This window comes from Streptomyces sp. URMC 129 (genome assembly GCF_051386415.1).
Lineage (GTDB): Bacteria > Actinomycetota > Actinomycetes > Streptomycetales > Streptomycetaceae > Streptomyces.
In genome coordinates this window covers 1-20,569 of sequence record NZ_JBPQTQ010000082.1, presented here as the reverse complement: position 1 = coordinate 20,569, position 20,569 = coordinate 1, and the positions used below count along the sequence as shown (strand labels likewise).

At 72.7% G+C, this 20,569-nt stretch carries 21 protein-coding genes; 10 read left to right on the top strand and 11 right to left on the bottom strand.

Annotated elements, in window-relative coordinates; translation table 11 throughout:
• Positions 1-107 precede the first annotated feature (107 nt).
• On the bottom strand, positions 108-1,139 hold the full coding sequence (locus ACSNOC_RS17780; protein ID WP_436748453.1) for a LysR family transcriptional regulator: 1,032 nt from the start codon (positions 1,137-1,139) through the stop codon (positions 108-110).
• Positions 1,140-1,231: 92 nt separating this feature from the next.
• Between ACSNOC_RS17780 and ACSNOC_RS17775 the strand changes: the two genes are divergently transcribed.
• From ACSNOC_RS17775 to ACSNOC_RS17765, 3 genes are all read left to right on the top strand, one after another.
• Positions 1,232-2,533, top strand: a complete 1,302-nt coding sequence (locus ACSNOC_RS17775; protein ID WP_436748452.1) for an MFS transporter — start codon at positions 1,232-1,234, stop codon at positions 2,531-2,533.
• A gap of 142 nt (positions 2,534-2,675) precedes the next feature.
• Positions 2,676-3,725 carry a hypothetical protein gene (locus ACSNOC_RS17770; protein WP_436748451.1) on the top strand — a complete coding sequence of 350 codons (1,050 nt, stop codon included), beginning with the start codon at positions 2,676-2,678 and terminating at the stop codon, positions 3,723-3,725.
• 129 nt (positions 3,726-3,854) lie between these two features.
• Entirely contained in the window at positions 3,855-4,466 is a 612-nt protein-coding gene (locus ACSNOC_RS17765; RefSeq protein ID WP_436748450.1) for a TetR/AcrR family transcriptional regulator, read from the top strand.
• Here ACSNOC_RS17765 and ACSNOC_RS17760 read toward each other — a convergent pair.
• Entirely contained in the window at positions 4,456-5,466 is a 1,011-nt protein-coding gene (locus ACSNOC_RS17760) for a GlxA family transcriptional regulator (protein WP_436748449.1), read from the bottom strand. The two genes, ACSNOC_RS17765 and ACSNOC_RS17760, sit on opposite strands and share 11 nt — an antisense overlap.
• A 108-nt stretch (positions 5,467-5,574) precedes the next feature.
• Here ACSNOC_RS17760 and ACSNOC_RS17755 point away from each other — a divergent pair, with 108 nt between their 5' ends.
• The 4 genes from ACSNOC_RS17755 to ACSNOC_RS17740 all read left to right on the top strand — a co-directional run bounded on the left by ACSNOC_RS17755 (position 5,575) and on the right by ACSNOC_RS17740 (position 10,320).
• Entirely contained in the window at positions 5,575-6,501 is a 927-nt protein-coding gene (locus tag ACSNOC_RS17755) for an NAD-dependent epimerase/dehydratase family protein (RefSeq protein WP_436748448.1), read from the top strand.
• 521 nt (positions 6,502-7,022) lie between these two features.
• The gene (locus ACSNOC_RS17750) at positions 7,023-7,298 is read left to right on the top strand and encodes a hypothetical protein (RefSeq protein WP_436748447.1); all 276 of its coding nucleotides are present in this window, start codon (positions 7,023-7,025) and stop codon (positions 7,296-7,298) included.
• Complete coding sequence (locus ACSNOC_RS17745; protein ID WP_436748446.1) at positions 7,285-7,908, top strand: DUF6879 family protein; 624 nt, start codon at positions 7,285-7,287, stop codon at positions 7,906-7,908. The genes ACSNOC_RS17750 and ACSNOC_RS17745 overlap by 14 nt, the downstream gene beginning before the upstream one ends.
• 177 nt (positions 7,909-8,085) lie before the next feature.
• Complete coding sequence (locus tag ACSNOC_RS17740) at positions 8,086-10,320, top strand: ATP-binding protein (protein WP_436748445.1); 2,235 nt, start codon at positions 8,086-8,088, stop codon at positions 10,318-10,320.
• On the opposite strand, the gene ACSNOC_RS17735 is transcribed toward ACSNOC_RS17740, so the two are convergent.
• Positions 10,295-10,771, bottom strand: coding sequence for a Scr1 family TA system antitoxin-like transcriptional regulator (locus ACSNOC_RS17735; protein ID WP_436748444.1), 477 nt, complete (start codon positions 10,769-10,771; stop codon positions 10,295-10,297). The genes ACSNOC_RS17740 and ACSNOC_RS17735 overlap by 26 nt on opposite strands.
• A gap of 455 nt (positions 10,772-11,226) precedes the next feature.
• Here ACSNOC_RS17735 and ACSNOC_RS17730 point away from each other — a divergent pair, with 455 nt between their 5' ends.
• Both ACSNOC_RS17730 and ACSNOC_RS17725 read left to right on the top strand, forming a co-directional pair.
• Entirely contained in the window at positions 11,227-11,499 is a 273-nt protein-coding gene (locus tag ACSNOC_RS17730) for a hypothetical protein (RefSeq protein ID WP_436748443.1), read from the top strand.
• Positions 11,496-11,741, top strand: a complete 246-nt coding sequence (locus tag ACSNOC_RS17725; protein WP_436748442.1) for a DUF7848 domain-containing protein — start codon at positions 11,496-11,498, stop codon at positions 11,739-11,741. Before ACSNOC_RS17730 ends, ACSNOC_RS17725 begins: the two co-directional genes overlap by 4 nt.
• Here ACSNOC_RS17725 and ACSNOC_RS17720 read toward each other — a convergent pair.
• The gene (locus ACSNOC_RS17720; RefSeq protein ID WP_436748441.1) at positions 11,698-12,303 is read right to left on the bottom strand and encodes a TetR/AcrR family transcriptional regulator; all 606 of its coding nucleotides are present in this window, start codon (positions 12,301-12,303) and stop codon (positions 11,698-11,700) included. The two genes, ACSNOC_RS17725 and ACSNOC_RS17720, sit on opposite strands and share 44 nt — an antisense overlap.
• 109 nt (positions 12,304-12,412) lie before the next feature.
• Here ACSNOC_RS17720 and ACSNOC_RS17715 point away from each other — a divergent pair, with 109 nt between their 5' ends.
• The gene (locus ACSNOC_RS17715) at positions 12,413-12,871 is read left to right on the top strand and encodes a nuclear transport factor 2 family protein (RefSeq protein ID WP_436748440.1); all 459 of its coding nucleotides are present in this window, start codon (positions 12,413-12,415) and stop codon (positions 12,869-12,871) included.
• A gap of 16 nt (positions 12,872-12,887) precedes the next feature.
• Here ACSNOC_RS17715 and ACSNOC_RS17710 read toward each other — a convergent pair whose 3' ends face one another.
• The 7 genes from ACSNOC_RS17710 to ACSNOC_RS17680 all read right to left on the bottom strand — a co-directional run.
• On the bottom strand, positions 12,888-13,322 hold the full coding sequence (locus ACSNOC_RS17710; RefSeq protein ID WP_436748439.1) for a nitroreductase family deazaflavin-dependent oxidoreductase: 435 nt from the start codon (positions 13,320-13,322) through the stop codon (positions 12,888-12,890).
• Between the two features lie 20 nt (positions 13,323-13,342).
• Positions 13,343-14,668 carry a magnesium transporter gene (mgtE, locus tag ACSNOC_RS17705; RefSeq protein ID WP_436748438.1) on the bottom strand — a complete coding sequence of 442 codons (1,326 nt, stop codon included), beginning with the start codon at positions 14,666-14,668 and terminating at the stop codon, positions 13,343-13,345.
• 289 nt (positions 14,669-14,957) lie between these two features.
• Positions 14,958-16,259: a thymidine phosphorylase gene (locus tag ACSNOC_RS17700; protein WP_436748437.1), complete on the bottom strand. Its 1,302-nt coding sequence runs from the start codon at positions 16,257-16,259 to the stop codon at positions 14,958-14,960.
• Positions 16,260-16,350: 91 nt separating this feature from the next.
• Positions 16,351-16,734 carry a cytidine deaminase gene (locus ACSNOC_RS17695; protein ID WP_436748436.1) on the bottom strand — a complete coding sequence of 128 codons (384 nt, stop codon included), beginning with the start codon at positions 16,732-16,734 and terminating at the stop codon, positions 16,351-16,353.
• A complete protein-coding gene (locus tag ACSNOC_RS17690; RefSeq protein ID WP_436748435.1) occupies positions 16,731-18,020 on the bottom strand; it encodes an ABC transporter permease in 1,290 nt (429 codons plus the stop codon). Before ACSNOC_RS17690 ends, ACSNOC_RS17695 begins: the two co-directional genes overlap by 4 nt.
• A complete protein-coding gene (locus ACSNOC_RS17685; protein ID WP_436748434.1) occupies positions 18,017-19,144 on the bottom strand; it encodes an ABC transporter permease in 1,128 nt (375 codons plus the stop codon). The genes ACSNOC_RS17690 and ACSNOC_RS17685 overlap by 4 nt, the downstream gene beginning before the upstream one ends.
• Positions 19,144-20,569, bottom strand: a 1,426-nt coding sequence (locus ACSNOC_RS17680; RefSeq protein WP_436748433.1) for an ABC transporter ATP-binding protein, incomplete at its 5' end; no start/stop codon positions are given. The genes ACSNOC_RS17685 and ACSNOC_RS17680, both read right to left, overlap by 1 nt.

The following is a 20,569-nucleotide window of genomic DNA, read 5'->3' as shown; positions in this document are numbered from 1 at the left end:
GCGGCGGGCCTTGCCGGGGACAGATGAAAACGATTATCGTGAGGATCCTGCGGTGCACCGTGGCGTGGCTGCTGGCGCGGCGCCACGGGCATCGCCTTCTTCCCCGGTCACGCCTCCGGCCGCTCCCGCGCCGTCCGCGCCTCCGCCTGCACGGGCGGCGTGGCCGGTGCGGCGGGCGCGCCGAGCAGGTGCCCCCTGCGGCTCAGCAGGAACCGCTTGAAGTCCGCCACCGGCCGGGTGTCGGGCCGTCCGGCCATCCACGCGACGCCGATCTCCCGCACCGCCCGCGGCGCGGTGACGGTCAGGTCGCGCACGCCGGGCCTGGGTGTGGCCGGCGGCGGCAGCAGCGCGACGCCGAGCCCGGCCGCGACCAGGCCGCGCAGCGTCTCCGGCTCCTCGCCCTCGAACGCGACGCGCGGCCTGAACCCGGCCCGCTCGCACAGCGCCTCGGTCAGCCGCCGCAGACCGTAGCCGGGCTCCAGGGTCACGAACGGCTCCTCGGCGGCCTCGGCGAGCCGGATGCGGCGGCGGGCGGCGAGCCGGTGGTCGGCCGGGACGACGAGGAAGAGGCGCTGGTCGTCGAGGCGGCGGGTGACCAGGTCCGGCTCTTCGGGGATGGGGGAGGTCAGGCACAGGTCCAGCTCACCGGCCCGCATCCGCTCGATCATGTCCTCGCCGTAGCTCTGCACCAGCGCGAACCGGACGCGCGGGTGGTCCACGCGGAAGGCGCGCAGCAGCCCCGGCACGGTTTCCGGTCCCATTGTGTGCAGGAAGCCGAAGGCGACCTTGCCGGCCGCCGGGTCGGCGTCGGTGCGGACGGCCTCGGCGGCCCGCTCCACCTCGCCGAGGGCGCGTTCGACGGACCGCGCGAAGGAACGGCCCGCCGGGGTGAGGGAGATGGCGCGACCGTGCCGGGCGAGCAGCGCGACGCCGAGGTCGGCCTCCAGCCGGGCCATGGCGCGGCTGAGGGTGGACTGCGGAACGGACAGGTCGCGGGCGGCCTGGGTGATGTGCTCGTGGCGGGCGACCCCCGCGAACCAGGCGAGGCGCGGGGTGAGCAGCGCGGCCCAGGAATGGGGCGAAACGTCCGCTGCGCCCGCTGTGACGGAAGAGTCTTTTCCGTTGCCCGGAGATGACACACCCGCCCCTTAGCTCCGCTGATGCATGGATGGAACGATTATGACCCGGTCATGCATTGGACGCATCAAACGCGCCGCCCTACGTTAAATGCATGCCCACAGCAACTACTGGGGCTCACGCCACCGCGAGGGCCTCCGCCACGCCGCAGCCGTCCGCGTCCACCACCTCCGCCGACTCCACCCGCTCCGCCACGCGCCACCCCGTCCACCGGCGGATCAACCTGGCGCTCTTCGCCATCGGCATGGCCACCTTCGCGATGCTCTTCTCCACCCAGGCGCTGCTGCCGGACATCGCCGCGACCTACGGCTCCGACCCCGGCCCGGTGAGCTGGACGGTCTCCGGCACCACCATCGGGCTGGCGCTGGCCGTGCTGCCGCTGAGCGTGCTCTCCGAGCGGTTCGGGCGACGGCGGATGATGACGGCCTCGGTCGCCGCGGCGGTGGCGCTGGCGGTGGTGATGCCGTTCGCGCCGGACCTGCGGACGCTGATCGCGCTGCGGGTGGTGCAGGGCGCGGCGATCGCGGGCATACCCGCCTCGGCCGTGGCGTACCTGGCCGAGGAGCTGCCCGCGCGGGCCACGGTCGGCGCGATCGGCCTGTTCATCGCGGGCAACAGCGTGGGCGGGATGTCCGGCCGGGTGCTGACCGGCTGGGTCGCCGAGAGTTCCGGCTGGCGCGCGGCGCTGGCCGCGGTGGCCGTGCTCGGACTGCTGTCCGCCGTGGCCTACCGCGTCCTGCTGCCCCCCGCGCGGAACTTCACGCCGGCGCCGCTGCGGCCCCGCCTGGTGCTGCGCACGGTCGCGGGTCACCTGTCCCGGCCGCTGCTGCTGCGGCTGTACGGGATCGGGATGCTGCTGATGGCGGCGTTCAGCGCGACGTACACGGTGATCGGCTTCCGGCTGGTCGAGGAGCCGTTCGGGCTCTCGGCCGGGCTGGCCGGTTCGGTCTTCGTCATCTACCTGGTGGGCACGGTGTCGTCGTCCGCGACCGGGCCGCTGATGGAGCGGCTGGGCCGACGCGGCGCGCTGTACGCGGCGATCGGCACGGCGGCGGCCGGACTGGCGCTGAGCCTGGTGGACCACCTGGCCGCGGTGCTGGTGGGCCTGGTGCTGATCACCGGCGGCTTCTTCTTCGGCCACGCGGTGGCCTCGGGTTCCGTCAGCCGGAGCGTGACGAGCGGCAAGGCACAGGCGTCGGCGCTGTACCAGGTGGCGTACTACGTGGGCGCCAGCTTCGGCAGCACGGTCGGCGCGGTGATCTTCAACGCGGCGTCCTGGGCCGGGCTGGTGGCGTTCGGGCTGACCGCCCTGCTGACGACGGCGGCGATCACGCTGTACGCCACCCGTCAGGCCCGCGCCGAGCGGCGCCGGGGCGTCACGGCCGTCACCGCGTGAACCGGGCGCCGGGGGCCGGTGCCCGCCGCCCACCGCCTTGCGCGATCGGCGGGGGTGAGTATTTACTTACCCCGAGGGGTAAGTGAGTGCTCACCCACCCCGCTCGCTCTCCCATTGGTCTGGATTCGAGGAGGAACCAGCCGTGACGCCGAACGCGCCCCGCCAGCCGCATGTCGAGTTCTACACCCGGAACGGCCTGGCCGGACCGGCGGCTTCCGTCCACCGCGACCAGTACACCCCGCCCTACACCCGGGTCCGGGGCAACTACGCCCCCCACCGGGTCAACCTCAACCACCTCGCCGACGACGTCTGGCACGAGCGGCGCGGGCTGCCCGTTCCGGTGCTCACCGGCGAGGGCGTCAGCATAGAGAGCAGCTGGCGCGTGGAGCCGATGCCGTTCGCCCTGCGGAACGTCACGGCGGACGAGCTCCACTTCGTGCTGCGCGGCAGCGCGCGGCTGGAGACCGACTTCGGCGTCCTGGACCTGCGCGCCGGGGACTTCGTGCTCCTGCCCCGGGCCGTCACCTACCGGCTGACCGCCGTCACGCAGGCGCTCCACGAGATCATCGTCGTCACGGACGAGGCGCTGGCGTTCCGCACCGACGACCGGCCCCGGGTGCTGGACACCCGGCGCACCGTGGACATCCCGGCGCCGCAGGGCCCGCCGGCCCCGGTGGCCGACGAGTTCGAGGTCGTCATCCGGCACGGCCGCGAGCTGACCTCGTACTTCTACGACTACGACCCGATGGCCTGCCTGAAGACGGACGGCGAGCCGGTGGTGCGGCGGTTCAACATCCGGGACGTCCACCAGGCCACCGTGGGCACCGGCGAGGCCGCCCTGCCCGTCTGCCTCCTGGCCGACGACGGGGACCTGACCCGGCTCTACTCGGTGGGCGGACGCGGCGTGGAGCGCCCGCAGATCCACCGCAACGCTGACTACGACGAGGTCATCCTCTATGCTGCGGGCCCCGGTGCGTTCGGCTCGGTGAACCAGGCCGGGACGATGATGTGGACGCCCAAGGGCCTCACCCAGCAGGGGCCGGAGGGCGAGCCGGGCAAGGGCTTCCAGGCGTGGATGCTGGAGACGCGGTCGCCCCTGACCCTGGCCCCGGCGGGGCGGGAGGTCGCGCGGCTGATGGAGACCGGCTCGTTCAGCCTGTACCGGCAGCCCCGGCGGAACCCGCTCCTGTGAGACTCGTTCCCCGCGCTTCAGGGGACCGTCCTCCCCCGGGAGGAGCGGAAGCGCGGGGAACGACCTCCCGCCGCCCGCGGGCGGCGCGCCCGCACCCACGTGTCGCTCCCCCGGAAGGAACCCCGCCGCGTGTCTCTCCCGTCTCCGGCCCCCGTCGCCACCCGGGTCCGCATCCTCGACGCCGCCGAGGGGCTCATGCGCACCATCGGCCTGGCACGCACCACCACCAAGGCCATCGCGCAGGCGGCGGGCTGCTCCGAGGCGGCGCTCTACAAGCACTACGGGAGCAAGGAGGAGATCTTCGTCCGGGTGCTCCAGGAGCGGCTGCCGCACATCGGGCCGCTGCTGGCGGAGCTGACCGAGGACCCGGGCGACCGCGGCCTGGCCCAGTGCCTGGCCGAGATCGCCGAGCACGCCGTCGAGTTCTACCTGTCGGTCGGCTCCATCTCCTTCTCCCTCTTCGCCGAGCCCGCCCTGCTGCGCCGGCACCGCGCGGCGCTGCGCGAGATGAACACCGGCCCGGAGGAGCTGCTGCGCGCGCTCACCGCCTATCTGCGCGGCGAGCGTGCCCGGGGCCGGGTCAGCGGCGGCGCCGACCCGGCCGCCACGGCGGCGCTGCTGCTGGGCGCGTGCTTCCAGCGGGCGTTCCTGCACTGCTTCTGGGAAGAGGAGCCGCCGACGCCGCTCCACGAGTTCGCCGCGACGCTGGCCGAGACGCTGCTGACCGGGATCAGGGCCTGACGGTTTCCCCGGGCGCACCGGTGACCGCGGGCGCCCCGGGCGTGCCGGGGGCGCGGCCGAACGCGGCGCGGTAGGCGCGCGGCGTCAGGCCGGTGCGGCGGGACAGGTGGCGGCGCAGCGAGTCGGCGGAGCCGATGCCGCTGCGGTGGGCGATGTGGTCCATCGGCAGATCCGTCGTCTCCAGCAGCTCCAGGGCCCGGTCCAGCCGCCGGTGCAGCAGCCACTGGAGGGGGCTGAGCCCGGTCTCCGCCCGGAAGCGGCGGGTGAGGGTGCGGACGCTGGTGCGCGCGTGCCCGGCGAGGTCCGCCAGGGACAGCGGCCGGTCGAGCCGCCGCAGCGCCCACTCGCGGGTGGCGGCCAGCGACAGCCCGTTCTCCGGCGGCACGGGCGCCTCCACGATCTGGGCCTGCCCGCCCGGCCGCATGGGCCCGGCCACCAGCGTGCGGGCGGCCCGGGCGGCCACGGCGGCGCCGAGGTCGGCGCGGATCAGGTGCAGGCACAGGTCCACTCCGGCCGAGCCACCCGCCGAGGTCAGCACCTGCCCGTCGTCCACGAAGAGCACGTCGCCCACCAGGTCCACGTCGGGGAACCGCCGCCGGAACTCGTCGCTCAGCGTCCAGTAGGTCGTCGCCGCGCGCCCGTCCAGCAGCCCGGCCTCCGCCAGGACGAACGCGCCCGAGCAGATCGACGCGATCCGCCGCCCCGCCGCCGCGGCCTCGCGCAGCGCGTCGAGCACCCGGGGGTCGGTCTGCTCGCGCTCGCCGATGCCGGTGACGATCACCGTGTCCGCGTCCGCGATCACGCCCAGGTCGTGCGGAACGACGACCTCCAGGCCGCCGATCCCCCGGACGACGCCCGGCCGCGCGGCGCAGACCCGCACCTCGTACGCGGGCCGGCCGTCGAAGACCAGCTCCCCGAACACCAGCCCGGGGATGGCGAGATCGAACGCCGTCACCGGCGGAACGGCGACGACGGCGACGCGACGCGGGTTCCCGTCCATGGCCCGAACCTCCGGATATCTGGCACGCGGCCCCCTGCCGGAGCCCGCCCGGCGAACGGAGAGTGGGTCACCGGATATTCCCCGTCACCCGTCCCTGGAGGACACCCCATGCCCACGCATGTCGTCATCGGCGCAGGACCCATCGGCTCGGGCGTCGCCACGCTGCTCGCGGACTCCGGCGACCGGGTCCGCCTCGTCACCCGGAGCGGCGGCGGCCCCGGCCACCCCGCGATCGAACGGGTGGCGGCCGACGCGGCCGACGCGGCCCTGCTGACGGAGCTGACCCGGGGCGCGGCGACGCTGTTCCACTGCGCGGCGCCGCCGTACCACCGCTGGCCCGAGCAGTTCCCGCCGCTGTCGGCCGCGGCGCTCACGGCCGCCGAACGGACCGGCGCGCGGTACGTCCTGATGGGCAACCTGTACGGGTACGGGCCGGTCGACGGGCCGCTCACCGAGGACCTGCCCCTGGCGGCGGCCACCCGCAAGGGCCGGGTGCGGGCGCGGATGTGGCAGGACGCGCTGGCCGCGCACGCGGCCGGCCGGGTGCGGGCCACCGAGATCAGGGCCAGCGACTTCCTCGGCCGGGGCGCGGGCTCGGTCTACAACCTGCTGGTCACCGCCCCCGTCCTCGCCGGTGAGCCCGCCGCCTACCCGGCGGACCTGGACGCCCCGCACGCCTGGACGTACACCGGCGACGCCGCCGCCACCCTGGTCGCGGCGGCACGCACCGAGGAGGCGTTCGGCCGCGCCTGGCACGCCCCCTCCACCTCGCACGCGTCCGCCCGCGAGCTGACCGCCCGGCTGGCGGAACTGACCGGCTCCCCCACCCCCCGCCTGCGGGAGATGACGGACGAAGAACTCACCACGGCGGGCCACACGGACCCGATCGCGGCCGAACTCCCCGAAGTCCTCTACCTGGACCGGCAACCGCTGGTGGTGGACTCCGCAACGACGGAACGCGTACTGGCCGTCAAGCCCACCCCCCTCGACCAGGCCCTGCACGACATGGCGGAGGGCCACCAGACCACGCCGTGACACGAAGGCACGACCCCCACACGAACCCCCCGCACCGGCGCCGACCGGATCCTTGGAGGCGCCGGTGCCCGTCCGGCATCACCAGGAGGGCCCCACCGCGAGCGGGCCGACGCCGAGCGGCTTCGGGGCGGGCGGCGAGGAGTCGTTCGCCCCGATCACGGCAGCCTCGCACAGGCGCTCGGCCTGCCCGGCCGATCACGGACTGGCTCACCTCCGTGGCGCTCGCGCGGCACGGCGGCGGCCTGTGTTGCCGCGGGGCCCCTCGTGCTTGCCCCTACCGCTCTGCCGGAATGGCGGAAAACAGCCGACGCCGTGTTGACACCAGTCCCTCTGAGGAACAGCACCATGAAAACAATCGATCCCCTTCGACGGAATCACGAGCACAAGCGCCCGTTTTTGCCACAAGCATATGCATCTACAAGCTCTCAACTTTCACCCCTGGTCGCCATTGCACGCCATTCCGCGCATGGCTACAGTGAGCGGAAGTCACTTATCGTCACAGCGGGCGAGCGGAGAGCCACATGCGACGCGCATGGGAGGCGGACCCTTCAGCGGGGTTCGTGCGACGACTGGGAAAGTCGGCACGTGAATTAGACAGCACTGACGGCCGTGACGGATGCCCCGATATCTGGCAGCTCGACAACGGCGACATCGCGGTGATCGGCCGGGATCTCACGAGGACGTACGCGCAGCGGCTGCCCGAGGACGTGAAGCTGGCCGCCGACGAGCGGCTGGTCATCATCCCCGGCGCCATGCTGAGTTCCGCGAAGAAGGACATTCCCGATGCTGACGCTTGACGACCTCGGGTTGGCGAACGCATCGGGTGAGCGGCTTCCCCTCACCGAATACCGCGCCGATTTCCGGGCGCGCGAAGAGAGTCTACTCGGCCAGGACTCCTGGAAGTTGGAGCGACAGCAACACTTCAGGGAGCCGGGGCAGCCAAGCTGGGAGGCTTTCGCGCGCGGCGATTGGCCCGAGGCGCTCCGGCTCAATGAGGAACGGCGCGCCTCGCTCAGCGCGTTCGGCGATACGTGCCGGGAACGCGGTGTCGGTTTGTACCGGGTTCGCGTGGTCGAGAAGCCGCTCGTTCCCTATCTGCACTGGGAGATGCACACGCTCAAGCTGCGCGCCGAATGTGGTGAGGCCATCAGGATCGTGGGCCCCGAGGCGATCGGCGCACTGGAAAAGGAAAGGCCGCTTCCCGAGCTGATCAATCTGGGCAGTGACACGCTGTACGAAATCCTCTACGACGACGACGGCGTGATCGCGGGCGGCGTGCGCTATACGGACCCGAACGTAGTAGCCTGCTTCGTAGAGCTGTGCAAGAGCCTCTACGCGGCGGGTGAGGACCTTCTCACCTATTTCCACCGGGAGATCGCCCACCTGCCGCCCCCACGGGTGGAGTAGAAAATCGGCGGAGAAGACGAGGTGCGGCCCCCCGGCGGCTCCCACGCGGAGCTGTCGGGGACCGCGGGGCATGTCGTACAGGCCGGCAACGTCACGGGAGACATCCACTTCCACGGCGGCCACCGTCCCGGCGGGCGACCCGAGGAGCCCACGCCCCGGCAGCTACCGGGAGACGTAGTGGGCTTCGTGGACAGGGAAGGCGAGCTGCGGCAGCTCGATGCCGTCCTTTCGGGCGAGACCGGCGACCGGCTGGTGCTGTCGGTCCTGATCGCGGGCACGGCGGGGGTGGGCAAGACATCGTTGGCCGTGCACTGGGCACACCACGCGCGAGAGCACTTCCCCGACGGGCAGCTCTACGTCAATCTGCGCGGACACGATCCGGGCCCGCCGGTCACCCCCCAGGAAGCACTGCACCACTTCCTCACCGCACTCCGGGTGCCCGCCCGCGCCATCCCCGCGGATCTGGAGGCCAGGGCCGCCCTGTACCGCTCCTGTCTGGCGGGGCGGAAGGTGCTGATCCTCCTGGACAACGCGGCGACGGTGAGCCAGGTCCGGCCGCTGCTGCCGGGCACCCCCGGCTGCCTTGCCGTCGTCACCAGCCGCAGCCGGCTCTCCGGTCTGGTTGTCCGGGACGGCACGCGGCGCGTGACACTGGGCGTGCTCCCCGAGCAGGAAGCGGTGGCCCTGCTGCGTGCGGTGACCGCCGAATACCGTCCGGCGGACGACGAGACCCGGCTCGTGGAGCTGGCCCAGTTGTGCGCCCGGCTGCCGCTCGCTCTGCGGATCGCCGCTGAACGGGCCGCCAGCCGGCCGCACATGCGACTCGATGACCTGATCGCGGCCCTGCGCGACGAATCCGGCCTGTGGGACGCCCTCAGCACGGACGACGACGAGGAGGCCGACGCCGTCCGGACCGTGTTCGCGTGGTCCTACCGCGCGCTGCCCCCGGACGCCGCGGGACTGTTCCGCGTTCTCGGTCTGCATCCGGGTGCGGCCTTTCACACCGCGGCGGCCGCCGCGCTCGCGGCCATGCCCGTCGGCAAGACCCGGCAGCTGCTCGATGTCCTGGTGGGCGCGCATCTGCTGGAGCAGACCGGTCCCGAGCGGTACGAGTTCCACGACCTGCTGCGGGCCTACGCCGCCGAGCAGGCACAGAGCGAACTCTCCGGCGAGGAGCGCGCCTCGGCCCTGCGCCGCGTGCTCGACTGGTATCTGCACACGTCCGACGCCGCGCAGACGCGCGTCAATCCGCAGGAGCCGCACGTTCCGCTCGACCCACCCGATGAGGGTGTCGCACCGCTGACGTTCGCCGACTACGCCGACGCGGCGCAGTGGTACGAGCAGGAGCGACGGAATCTGCTGGCGGCGGTCCGCGCGGCCGACGAAGCCGGACTCGACCGGACGGCCTGGCAGTTGCCGGCCGTTCTGCGCGGCGTCCAGATGCGCCTGAGCCCCTTCGACGAGTGGCTGGCCATGGCGGAGATCGGCCTGCGCGCGGCTCGTCGGCTCGGGGACCGGCCGGGCGAGGCGGATCTGCTGGAAAGCCTGGGCATGGTCTGCACGCGGGCCGGTCGCCTGACGGAGGCGGGCACCCATCACGAGGCGTGTCTCGCCATCCGGCGCGAGCTCGGGGACCGGCTGAACGAAGCCCTCTCACTCAACGACATCGGGCTGGTCCGCCTCCGGCAGCGCCGACTGGACGAGGCCACCTCGGTGTTCGGCGAGGCCCTCGTACTGTTCCGGGAATCGGCGGACGGGCAGGTGTGGCTTCCCGTGGTCCTGTCCAATCTGGCGGAAGTCTCATACGAGCTGGGCTCGTTGGCCGAGGCCCGTGCCCACGCCGATGACGCGCTGAGCCGGTACGAGTCCCGGGACGACGAGCGCGGGCAGGGCAACGTCCTGCGTATTCTGGCCGCCGTCGAGCGGGAGGACGGCCGTCCGGAGGAGGCGCTCCGCCACGCCAGGAAGGCGGTGCACATCGCGCTGGGCCACCGCAACGAGTCCTGGGAGGGGTTCTGGCTGCTGGAGCTCGGCGCGGCCCAGTTGGCGAACGGCCTGCGGCACGAGGCGCTGGAATCCTTCCAGCGGTCAGCCGTCATCCACCGCCGGCTCGGGGACCGTCCCCGGGAGGCCGCCGCCTGGCACCGCACCGGCGAGGCATACCGGGAGGCGGAACGCTTCGAGGAGGCGGCGGACTTCCACCGTATGGCGGCCACGGCATACGCCGCCCTGCACGACGCCTGGGGACAGGCCACAGCGCTCCACGGCCTCGCCCTCGCGCAGCAAGGGCTGAACGAGCGCGACAAGGCCCGGGCCACGTGGACGGAGGCCCTGCGGGCTCTCGGTCCCTGCACCGACCCCCGTGCGAACCGCCTCCGCGACCGGATCAACGAGAGGCTGAACGGGAGTTGAGAAAGGCGGTCCGGGCGGTGGTGGGGAAGAGCGGGACGGGGCCGGTCGGGGTCTTGGTGTCGCGCGCCGGCAGGAGACCGGGGAAGCCGTCCGCCACCTCGACGCACTCCCCACCGCCCGGATTGCTGTAGCTGCTTTGGGGCCAGGCGGCGCCGTTGGGACTGGGGCGGGACTCGTGCTCCGCACCACGGCGGTCCTCCACCACGGAACGCATCATGCGGAGCGAGAGGTGCGGGGGTAGCGCCATCGCCCGGATGTGCTCGTGAGCCCTCGGATACTGGGCGACTTCCGCCTCGTCTTCGTCGAGTTGACCGAACTCACAGCCCTCCTCGTACGCAGATTCGCTGCCGTCCCGCACCTCCGGCAGCACCGGAGAGCTGTCCGTCGACGGAGGGGTGCCCGAGTCGCAGGGCAGCACCTGGACCGTCACCCGGGGATCGTTCTCCCGCATGGGTGCGCACGTCGCCTCGTCCGGCACGAGCCGGAATGCGCGGAGTTCGGGGTCGCTGAGGCGGACCTGCCGTTCGACGCGGGCCGCGTGGCGCTCTGGCTCGACAGGGCTCGGGCGTCGTCCTTGGTCCGGAGCAGGCCGTGGACAACGCTGCCCAGGCAGGCGCGGCGGTCCAGATGGCGGCGGGCCCGGTCCGGACGTGGGGGGTGAGGTCGGTCAGGAGGCCGTCCGTGCCGAGGATCTTGTCCAGTTGGCGGGAGAGTTCGACCGTGGGCTTGCCGTAGAGCGCGCGTCCGTGGAGTCCTGGGGGCACGTGCGTTGGCCATGGCGTCACTTCCCTCTCGTGACGACGCGGGTGGTAACCCGCTCACCACTGGCGAGACCGGGGCGAATCACCGATGCTCAATAGCAGTACGCGTTGACTCGACCCCGGAGGGTGATGGACAGTGGGATCGGTGACGTCCGGACTCGACGTTCTCCGCGCCGCATCGCGCGGGGAGTTGGCCCGGCACGGGGTGGAGCCGCGGGCGCTGATGCCGTTGGCGCGGATCTTCCCGCCGCCCGCCCAGCACCTCTGGCTCGGCACCTGCCCGCCGCCGACGGCCGCGCGGCTGCCGGAGGTTCTGCGCCGTGCGGCGGGGGATCCGCGGGTGCGGGTGCGGGTGCGGGAGGCCAACGAGCGCGGTGTGCGCGACCTGATGCCCGAGAGCGGGGGCCGGGCGCGGTGAGCGGGCCTGATCTGCGGCGGTTCGCGCAGTGGAGCGTGGAGCCGGACCGGGACCCGCGGGCGGAGCGGGCGACGTACGTGATGCAGTGCGGCCGGTGCAGGCGGACCTCACCGATCTGCCTGGAATGGGACGACGCGGCCCGGTGGGCGGCCCAGCACGCCGCCCGGAATCCCTCGCACCAGACCTACCGCGAGACCATCACCCGTCCGTGGCGGGCGACGCTGGGCGGAGCGGGGGGCTGAGGAGCGCGGCGGTCAGCAGCGCCTCGGCCGCCGCGCGGGCGTGCCGGGCGGGGGCGGGGTCGCCGCTGATGGCGGCCGTGGTGATGGCTCCCTCGATCAGGAGCGTCAACTGCCCCGCGAGCGCCCCGGGGTCCGCGACGGGCAGCTCGCGGACCAGGCCGGTCACGTACTCCCGGAGCGCCCGCTGGTGGTCCCGGGCCGCGCGGACCACGGCGTCGGAGACGGCGCCCAGCTCCCCGAAGGCGTTGATGAAGGCGCAGCCCCGGAAGCCGGGAGCGGTGAACCACGTGAGCAGCCAGTCGAACACGGCGGCCGGCGCGTCCCCGGGCCGCGTGGCGTGCTCCGTGACGTAACCGGCCAGGGCCGCGCGCCAGCGCTCGTCGCGGCGCCGCAGATACGCCTCCACCAGGTCCTTCTTGGCGGGGAAGCACTGATACGTGCGCTTCAGCGACACCCCGGCGGCGGCGCGCAGCTCGTCCATGCCCACGGTCCGGATGCCGCGCTCGTAGAACAGCGCTTCGGCGGCGTCGAGCAGCCGCGCCCGCGCCTCTTCGTGATTCACGACCCCTCCGGCTATCGCTGAGAACGCCCGTTCTCTACACTAACGGACCATGCGGAGAACGCCCGTTCTCCCGATGAGGCGCGAGCAACGCGACAGGAGCGAACCGGACATGGCCCCACGCCCCCCTTTCCCGCCCTTCGACGACCGGACCGCCGTGCAGAAAGTCCTGGCCGCCGAGGACGCGTGGAACACCCGCGATCCGGAACGGGTCGCCCTCGCCTACACCGAGGACTCGGTCTGGCGGAACCGGGACCGGTTCCTCACCGGCCGGGACGCCATCGTGGACTTCCTGCGCGAGAAGTGGGAGCGCGAGCTGGACTACGCGCTGCGCAAGGAGCTGTGGACCCATCAGGGCAACCGGATCGCGGTGCGGTTCCAGTACGAGCACCATGACGCGACCGGCCAGTGGTGGCGCTCCTACGGCAACGAACTGTGGGAGTTCGCCGAGGACGGGCTGATGCGCCGCCGTGAGGCCAGCATCAACGACGTCCGCATCACCGAGGCGGAGCGCCGGATCCACGGCCCCCGCCCGGTGGCGGACCGGGACGCGCCGCTCCCGGTGCGGTGACGCGCGCCTCGCCCCGTCAGAGGCGGGTCAGGACGACGACCGGGATCTGGCGGGTCGTCTTCGTCTGGTACTCGTCGTAGTCGGGCCAGATCTCCGTCATCCGGGGCCACAGGCGGGCCCGTTCCTCCGGGGTCGCGGTGCGGGCCCTCGCGCGGAACTTGTCGGCGCCGACCTGGAGGTGGACCTCGGGGTCGGCCACCAGGTTGTGGTACCAGGCGGGGTGCTCGGGCTTGCCGCCCTGGGAGGCGACGACCAGGTAGTCGTCGCCGTCGCGGCCGTAGATCAGGGCCGTGCGGCGCATCAGGCCCGACTTGCGGCCCCGGGTCGTCAGCAGGAGCGTCGGGACGCCGTCCCGCCAGAGGTGTCCCTCGCGGCCGTCGGTCTCGACGTAGCGGCGGATGTGGTCGTTGACCCAGCTCGACGGGCTGTCGTGGATCTCTGTGTCTGCCATGCCGCCCAGCGTAGGCGATCTCAGATTCCGAGGACGATTTTGGCGATCGAGAAGTAGATGACCAGGCCGGTGGCGTCCACCAGCGTGGTCACCATCGGCGCCGAGACCACCGCCGGGTCGATGCGCAGCTTCTTCGCCAGCAGCGGCATCGTGCCGCCGACCGTGGAGGCCCAGGCGCAGATCGCCACCAGGGTCAGGCCGACGACGCCCGCCACGTCGAGGCCGACGAAGAACGCGCCGACGACGAAGCCGACGGCCGCCAGCATGCAGCCGAGCAGCAGGCCGGTGCGGCACTCGCGCCAGATGACGCGGATCAGGTCCGAGGTGCGCACCTCGCCGACCGCCAGGGCGCGGACCGCCGCCGTGGCGGCCTGGGCGCCCGCGTTGCCGCCGGTGCCGATCAACAGGGGGACGAAGAGGGCCAGATCGGTGACGGCGTTCAGCTCGCCCTCGTACATCTGGGTGACGGAGACGGTCAGCGTCGCCGCCACCAGCAGCAGCATCAGCCACATCATCCGGGTGCGGGAGAGCTGGAAGACGCTGGCGGACATGTAGTGCCGCTCCAGCGGCTCGGCGCCCGCCTGCCGGGCGACGTCCTCGGTGTCCGCCGCCTCGATGACCTCGAACGCGTCGTCGCTGGTGAGCAGTCCGACGAGGCGGTCCTCGCTGTCGACGACCGGCAGGTCGAGGACGTTGGTCTCCCGCATCAGCCGCGCCGCGTCCTCCGCGCGGTCCGTCGCCCTGGCCTTGGGCGGCTCGGTCACCACCAGGTCGGAGACCATCGCGCCGGGCTCGCTCAGCACCAGCTCGCGCAGCTCCACGATGCCGGTCAGCCGCCGGCCCCGGTCCACGACCGGGAGCGTGTAGATGGTCTCCGCGTGCGCGCCCCGGCGGCGGACCACCTCCAGCGCCTGGCCCACCGTCAGGTCCTGCTGGAGCGCGACCGTCTCGGGGGTCATGAAGCGGCCGACGGACCCCTCGGGGTAGCCCAGCAGCGCGGCGGTCATCTGCCGCTCGTGCGCGCTCAGTCCGGCGAGCACCCGCTTGGCGACCTTGGCCGGGGCCTCCTTGAGCATCCGGGCCCGGTCGTCGGGGTCCAGGTTCTCGACCAGGTCCCGGAACGCCTGGTCGCGCAGGCCCTCGAGGATCTGCTGCTGGTCCACCGGTTCCAGCTCCTCGAACACTTCGAGGGCGCGGTCCTTGTCGAGCAGCCGGAAGGTGATGACGGACTCGACGGCGTCCATCCGGGCGATCTCGTCGGCGATGGCGTACGGCGGCTGGGTCTCCAGCCACTCCAGCGCCCCCGCGAGGTCGTGCTCTTCCAGCAGGGCAGGCAGGTGGGTCATGACGGAGGAACCCCCAGGGAACGGACGGCGATCACGGGCATCAGGTGTGTGCGCACACGCCTGCCGCCCCAGGCCGCTCGGCTACCTGGGCGGGATGGCGCGGCGCGGGGGATGACTGGGAGGTTCACTGCGCATCGCAGTCTCACCTCCTGCCGTGTCGGTCCGCCGAAACCGTTCTTCAGGGTACAAGGCATCAGCCACGATCATGGCAAAAATTCCGACATTATGGACAGTCGGTGACGCGTTTGGCATGAACGTTTCGAGTCGCTGAAAAGACTTGTCGGAAACGCTATGCGATGCGATCGAGCACGATCGGAGTCGCGCGCGCTGCCGCCGCCCCCGCGCCGTCCGCCGCGCCGTCCGCCGCGATCCGGATGGCGTCCCCCGCCAGTTCCGCCAGGGCCGCGCCGAACCGTTCCGGGGTGTCGGTGTGCAGCGTCAGCAACGGCGCCCCGGCCGACACCTTGTCCCCCGGCTTGGCGTGCAGCTCCACGCCCGCGCCCGCCTGCACCGGGTCCTCCTTGCGGGTACGGCCCGCGCCCAGCCGCCAGGCCGCCACCCCCACCGCGTACGCGTCCAGCCCGGTCAGCACCCCGGAGGCGGGCGCGGTGACCACGTGCGTCTCGCGGGCGGTGGGCAGCGGCGCGTCCGGGTCGCCGCCCTGGGCGCGGATCATGCGGCGCCAGCGGTCCATCGCCGAGCCGTCCGCCAGCGCCCGCGCCGGGTCGGCGTCCGGCAGCCCGGCCGCGTCCAGCATCTCGCGGGCCAGCGCCAGGGTCAGCTCCACCACGTCCGCCGGGCCGCCGCCCGCCAGCACCTCGACCGACTCGCGGACCTCCAGCGCGTTGCCCGCCGTCAGGCCCAGCGGCGTGTTCATGTCGGTCAGCAGCGCCACCGTCCGCACGCCGTGGTCGGTGCCGATCTCCACCATGGTCTCGGCCAGTTCGCGGGCGTCCGCCACCGTCTTCATGAACGCGCCGCTGCCCGCCTTCACGTCCAGCACCAGCGCGCCCGTGCCCTCCGCGATCTTCTTCGACATGATCGAGGAGGCGATCAGCGGGATCGACTCCACCGTCCCGGTCACGTCCCGCAGCGCGTACAGCTTCCGGTCCGCCGGGGCCAGCCCCGCGCCCGCCGCGCAGATCACGGCCCCGGCCTCGCGCAGCACGTCCAGCATCTCGTCGTTGCCGAGCGACGCCCGCCAGCCGGGGATGGACTCCAGCTTGTCGAGGGTGCCGCCCGAGTGGCCCAGGCCCCGCCCGGACAGCTGCGGAACGGCCGCCCCGCACGCCGCCACCAGCGGGGCCAGCGGCAGGGTGATCTTGTCCCCGACGCCGCCCGTGGAGTGCTTGTCGGCCGTCGGCAGCGGCAGGCACGAGAAGTCCATGCGCTCGCCGGAGGCGATCATGGCCGCCGTCCAGCGGGCGATCTCGGGGCGGGTCATGCCGTTGAGCAGGATGGCCATGGCCAGGGCCGCCATCTGCTCGTCGGCCACCTCGCCCCGGGTGTAGGCGGCGATGATCCAGTCGATCTGCTCCGGGGTCAGGGCTCGGCCGTCGCGCTTGGCGCGGATGATGGTGATGGCGTCCATGGGCGTACGGCCCTCCACTCTTCGGAACGCTCGGACTCGGTCGGGTGCGGGGGCAGAAGCAGGGGCAGGGACAAGGGACTCGGGGTGGGGACTACGAAAGGCGCCAGGCGTCGGGGAGCAGGTCGGACAGCGGCCTGACGCCGTCCGCCGTGTCCACCTGCAGCGCCGGGCCGCCGTGCTCCATCAGCAGCTGGCGGCAGCGTCCGCACGGCGTGATGACGTTCCCCCCGCCGTCGCAGCAGGTGAAGTGGGTCAGCCGACCGCCGCCGGTGGCGTGCAGGGCGGAGACCAGGCCGCATTCGGCGCACAGGGTGAGGCCGTACGAGGCGTTCTCCACGTTGCAGCCGGTCACCGTGCGCCCGTCGTCCACCAGCGCGGCGGCGCCCACCGGGTAGGCGGAGTACGGGGCGTAGGCCCGGGACATCGCGTCCCGGGCCGCCGCGCGCAGCGCGTCCCAGTCGGGCGTCGCCGTCATGTGGCCTGCCCTCTCCGGTAGGGCCTGCCGTTGGCCTTCGGCATGCGCAGCCGTTGCGCGAACAGGGTGAGGACCAGCAGCGTCGTCAGGTACGGGCTGGCGGTGACCAGTTCCAGCGGCAGCGTGTCGGTCGTGGCGTACCAGACCCACAGCAGCACGGCGGTGCCCGCCACGACCAGCGCCTGGAGCCGCTTGCCCCGGGAGAACTGCCAGACCGCCAGGACCGCGAGGCCCAGCGCGAACAGCAGCAGCGTGGCGTGCACGACGGGCCGGTCGCGGGTCTGGAGCACGTCCATGAAGCCGAACAGCCCGGCACCGGCCGCGACGCCGCCGGGGCGCCAGTTGCCGAAGATCATGGTGGCCAGGCCCAGGTAGCCGCGCCCGCCGGTCTGGCCGTCCTGGTACATGCGGATCAGGACCGCCAGGTACGCGCCGCCGAGCCCGGCGAGCGCGCCGGAGACGGCCAGCGCCGCGTACTTGTAGACGTAGACGTTCACGCCGAGGGACTCGGCGGCCTGTGGGTTCTCGCCGCAGGAGCGGAGCCGGAGCCCGAACGACGTCCGCCACAGCACCAGATACGTGCCCATGAACAGCACGACCGTCAGCAGCGTGAGCCAGGAGACCTCGTGGACGGCGGCGCCCAGGATGCCCGCCAGGTCCGAGACCAGGAACCACTGCTTGTCCGCCAGGTCGCCCAGCCAGTCGGCGACGCCGGGCACGGTGAACGGCTCCATCCGCTCCATCGGCGGCGACTGCTTGTCGTTGCCGCCCCGGGCCGCCGCCTCGCTGCCCTCGGCCGCGAACCACAGCTTGGCCAGGTACTGCACGACGCCGAGGGCGAGGATGTTGATGGCCACGCCGGAGATGATGTGGTCGACGCCGAACGTGACGGTGGCGACCGCGTGGAGCAGGCCGCCGAGCGCGCCGCCGGCGACCCCGGCCAGCACGGCGGCCCAGGGCCCGTGCTGCCAGCCCATCCAGCCCGCCGAGAACAGGCCGAGCATCATCATGCCTTCGAGGCCGATGTTAACCACCCCGGCCCGTTCGGCCCACAGCCCACCCAGACCGGCCAGGCCGATCGGCACGGCGAAGCCCATCGCCGCGCCCCACTGGGCGGTGGACGTCAGGCTCGCCTGATCGGTGACGGCCCGCACGGTGGCCAGCAGGAGCAGCGCGCCGGCGAGGATCAGCAGCACCACCGGATAGCTGAGCCCGCGGCGGCCGTCGCGCGCCGGGCCGCTGCTCGGCGGCACCTTGTCGGTGGTGGTGGACAGGGTGGTGGTCACGCCGGCACCTCCGCCGCGTCGTTCGTGCGGGACTGGGCGGCGAGCTGTTCGCCGACCCGGCGCTGCTGGCGCCTGATGCCCCAGCGGCGGACGATCTCGTAGGCGACGACGACGGACAGCACGATGATGCCCTGCATCACGCCGACGATCTCCTGGTCGTAGCCCTCGAACTCGAGCTGGGTGCCGGTCCGTTCGAGGAAGCCCCAGAGCAGGGCGGCCAGCGCCATGCCGATGGGGTGGTTGCGGCCCAGCAGTGCGATGGCGATGCCGGTGAAGCCGATGCCCTCGGGGAAGTCGTTGCCGTAGTTGCCCGACTCGTTGAGCAGCGTCGGCATGCCGACCAGTCCGGCGACCGCGCCGGACAGCAGCATCGCGGTGACCACCGTGCGCCGCACGCTCACGCCGCTGGCCTCGGCGGCCGGTTCGGACCGGCCCACGGCCCGCAGGTCGAACCCGAAGCGGGTACGGCCCAGGACGAACCAGTACAGGACGCCGACCGCGACGGCGATGACGATCGTGCCGTACACCGGGTCGGGGGTGGTCGGGAACTCGAAGAAGAAGCTCGACTCGGGGATGTCGGTGGTGTGGATGATGTTCTCGTCGCGCTCCGCGAGGCGGCCCTCCTGGAGGAAGTACGCGATGAGGGAGCCGCCGATGAAGTTCAGCATGATCGTGGTGATGACCTCGCTGACGCCCCGGGTGGCCTTCAGGTACCCGGCGATGCCCGCCCATATCCCGCCGCAGACCATGGCGACCAGCAGGATCACCGGGATCCGCACGACGCCCGGCAGGCTGAGCGCGCCGCCGACGACGGCGGCGAAGAATGCGGCGACGCGGTACTGGCCGTCGACGCCGATGTTGAACAGGTTCATCCGGAAGCCGATGGCGACGGCGACGGCGGACAGGTAGTACGGGATCGACTTGTTGATGATCCAGACCTGGCTGTCGCTCTTGCTGCCGTAGTCGGCCATCACCTCGAACGCGCGGAACGGGTTGTCCCCGGTGATGCCCATGACGGCCGACGTGATGGCCAGCGCCGTCACGATGGCCAGCAGCGGCGCGGCCAGGGCCAGGACCAGCTTCTCGCGGTCGAGGCGGGCGGGGCGGCTGAGCAGAGTGGTCATCACGGGGCCTCCTCGCGCGTCCCGGATCCGGACCGCGGGTGACCGGAGTCCGGCCGGCCGGACTCCAGGTGGCCGGTGGCGGTGCCGGTCATGGCGGTGCCCAGCTCCTCGGGGGTGATGGTGGCGGGGTCGGCGTCCGCGACGAACCGGCCCCGGTACATCACGCGGAGCGTGTCCGACAGGCCGATCAGCTCGTCCAGGTCCGCCGAGATCAGCAGGACCGCCAGCCCCTCGCGGCGCGCCTCGCGGATGTGGTCCCAGATCTGCGCCTGGGCACCGACGTCCACGCCGCGCGTCGGGTGGGCGGCGATCAGCGCCTTCGGGCGGTGGCTCATCTCCCGGCCGACGATCAGCTTCTGCTGGTTGCCGCCGGAGAGCGAGCCGGCGGTGACCTCGATGCCGGGGGTGCGCACGTCGTACTCCTCGACGATCCGGCGCGTGTCGGCCCTGGCCTCGCGGGCCGTCAGCAGCGGGCCCCGGCTGTTGGGCGGCTCGGTGACGTGGCCCAGCATCCGGTTCTCCCACAGCGGGGCTTCCAGCAGCAGGCCGTGCCGGTGCCGGTCCTCGGGGATGTAGCCGATGCCGCTCTCGCGGCGCGCGCGGGTGGTGGCGTGCGAGATGTCGGTGCCGTTCAGGGTGATCCGGCCGGAGTCGGGGTGCCGGATGCCCATGATGGCCTCGACCAGTTCGGCCTGGCCGTTGCCCTCCACGCCCGCGATGCCCAGCACCTCGCCCCGGTGGATGGTGAGGTCGATGCCGCTCAGGACCTCGCGCAGCACGCCGTCCGCGTCCCGGCCCGACAGGTGCAGTCCGGAGACGGTGAGCACCGGCTTGTCGGTGACCGTGGACTCGCGGGTCTCGGGCGTGGGCAGCTCACTGCCCACCATCAGCTCGGCTAGCTGCCTGGGCGTGGTGGCGGAGGGGACGACGGTGCCGACCGTGGTGCCGCGCCGGATGACGGTGATGTCGTCGGCGACGGAGAGCACCTCGCCCAGCTTGTGCGAGATGAACAGGACGGTCAGGCCCTCGGAGGTCAGCTCCCGCAGGTTGCCGAACAGGGCGTCGACCTCCTGCGGGACGAGGACGGCCGTGGGCTCGTCCAGGATCAGGGTCCGGGCGCCGCGGTAGAGGACCTTGAGGATCTCCACCCGCTGCCGGTCCGCCACGCCGATCTCCTCGACCAGCACGTCGGGGCGGACGCCCAGGCCGTAGGCGTCGGACAGCTCCACGATCCGGCGCCGGGCGCGGGCGCCGATGCCGTGCAGCTTCTCGGCGCCGAGGACCACGTTCTCCAGGACGGTGAGGTTGTCCGCGAGCATGAAGTGCTGGTGGACCATGCCGATGCCGCGCGCGATCGCGTCCGCCGGGCTCCGGAACGTCACCTGCTCGCCGTCGATGGCGATCGAGCCCTCGTCCGGGCGCTGC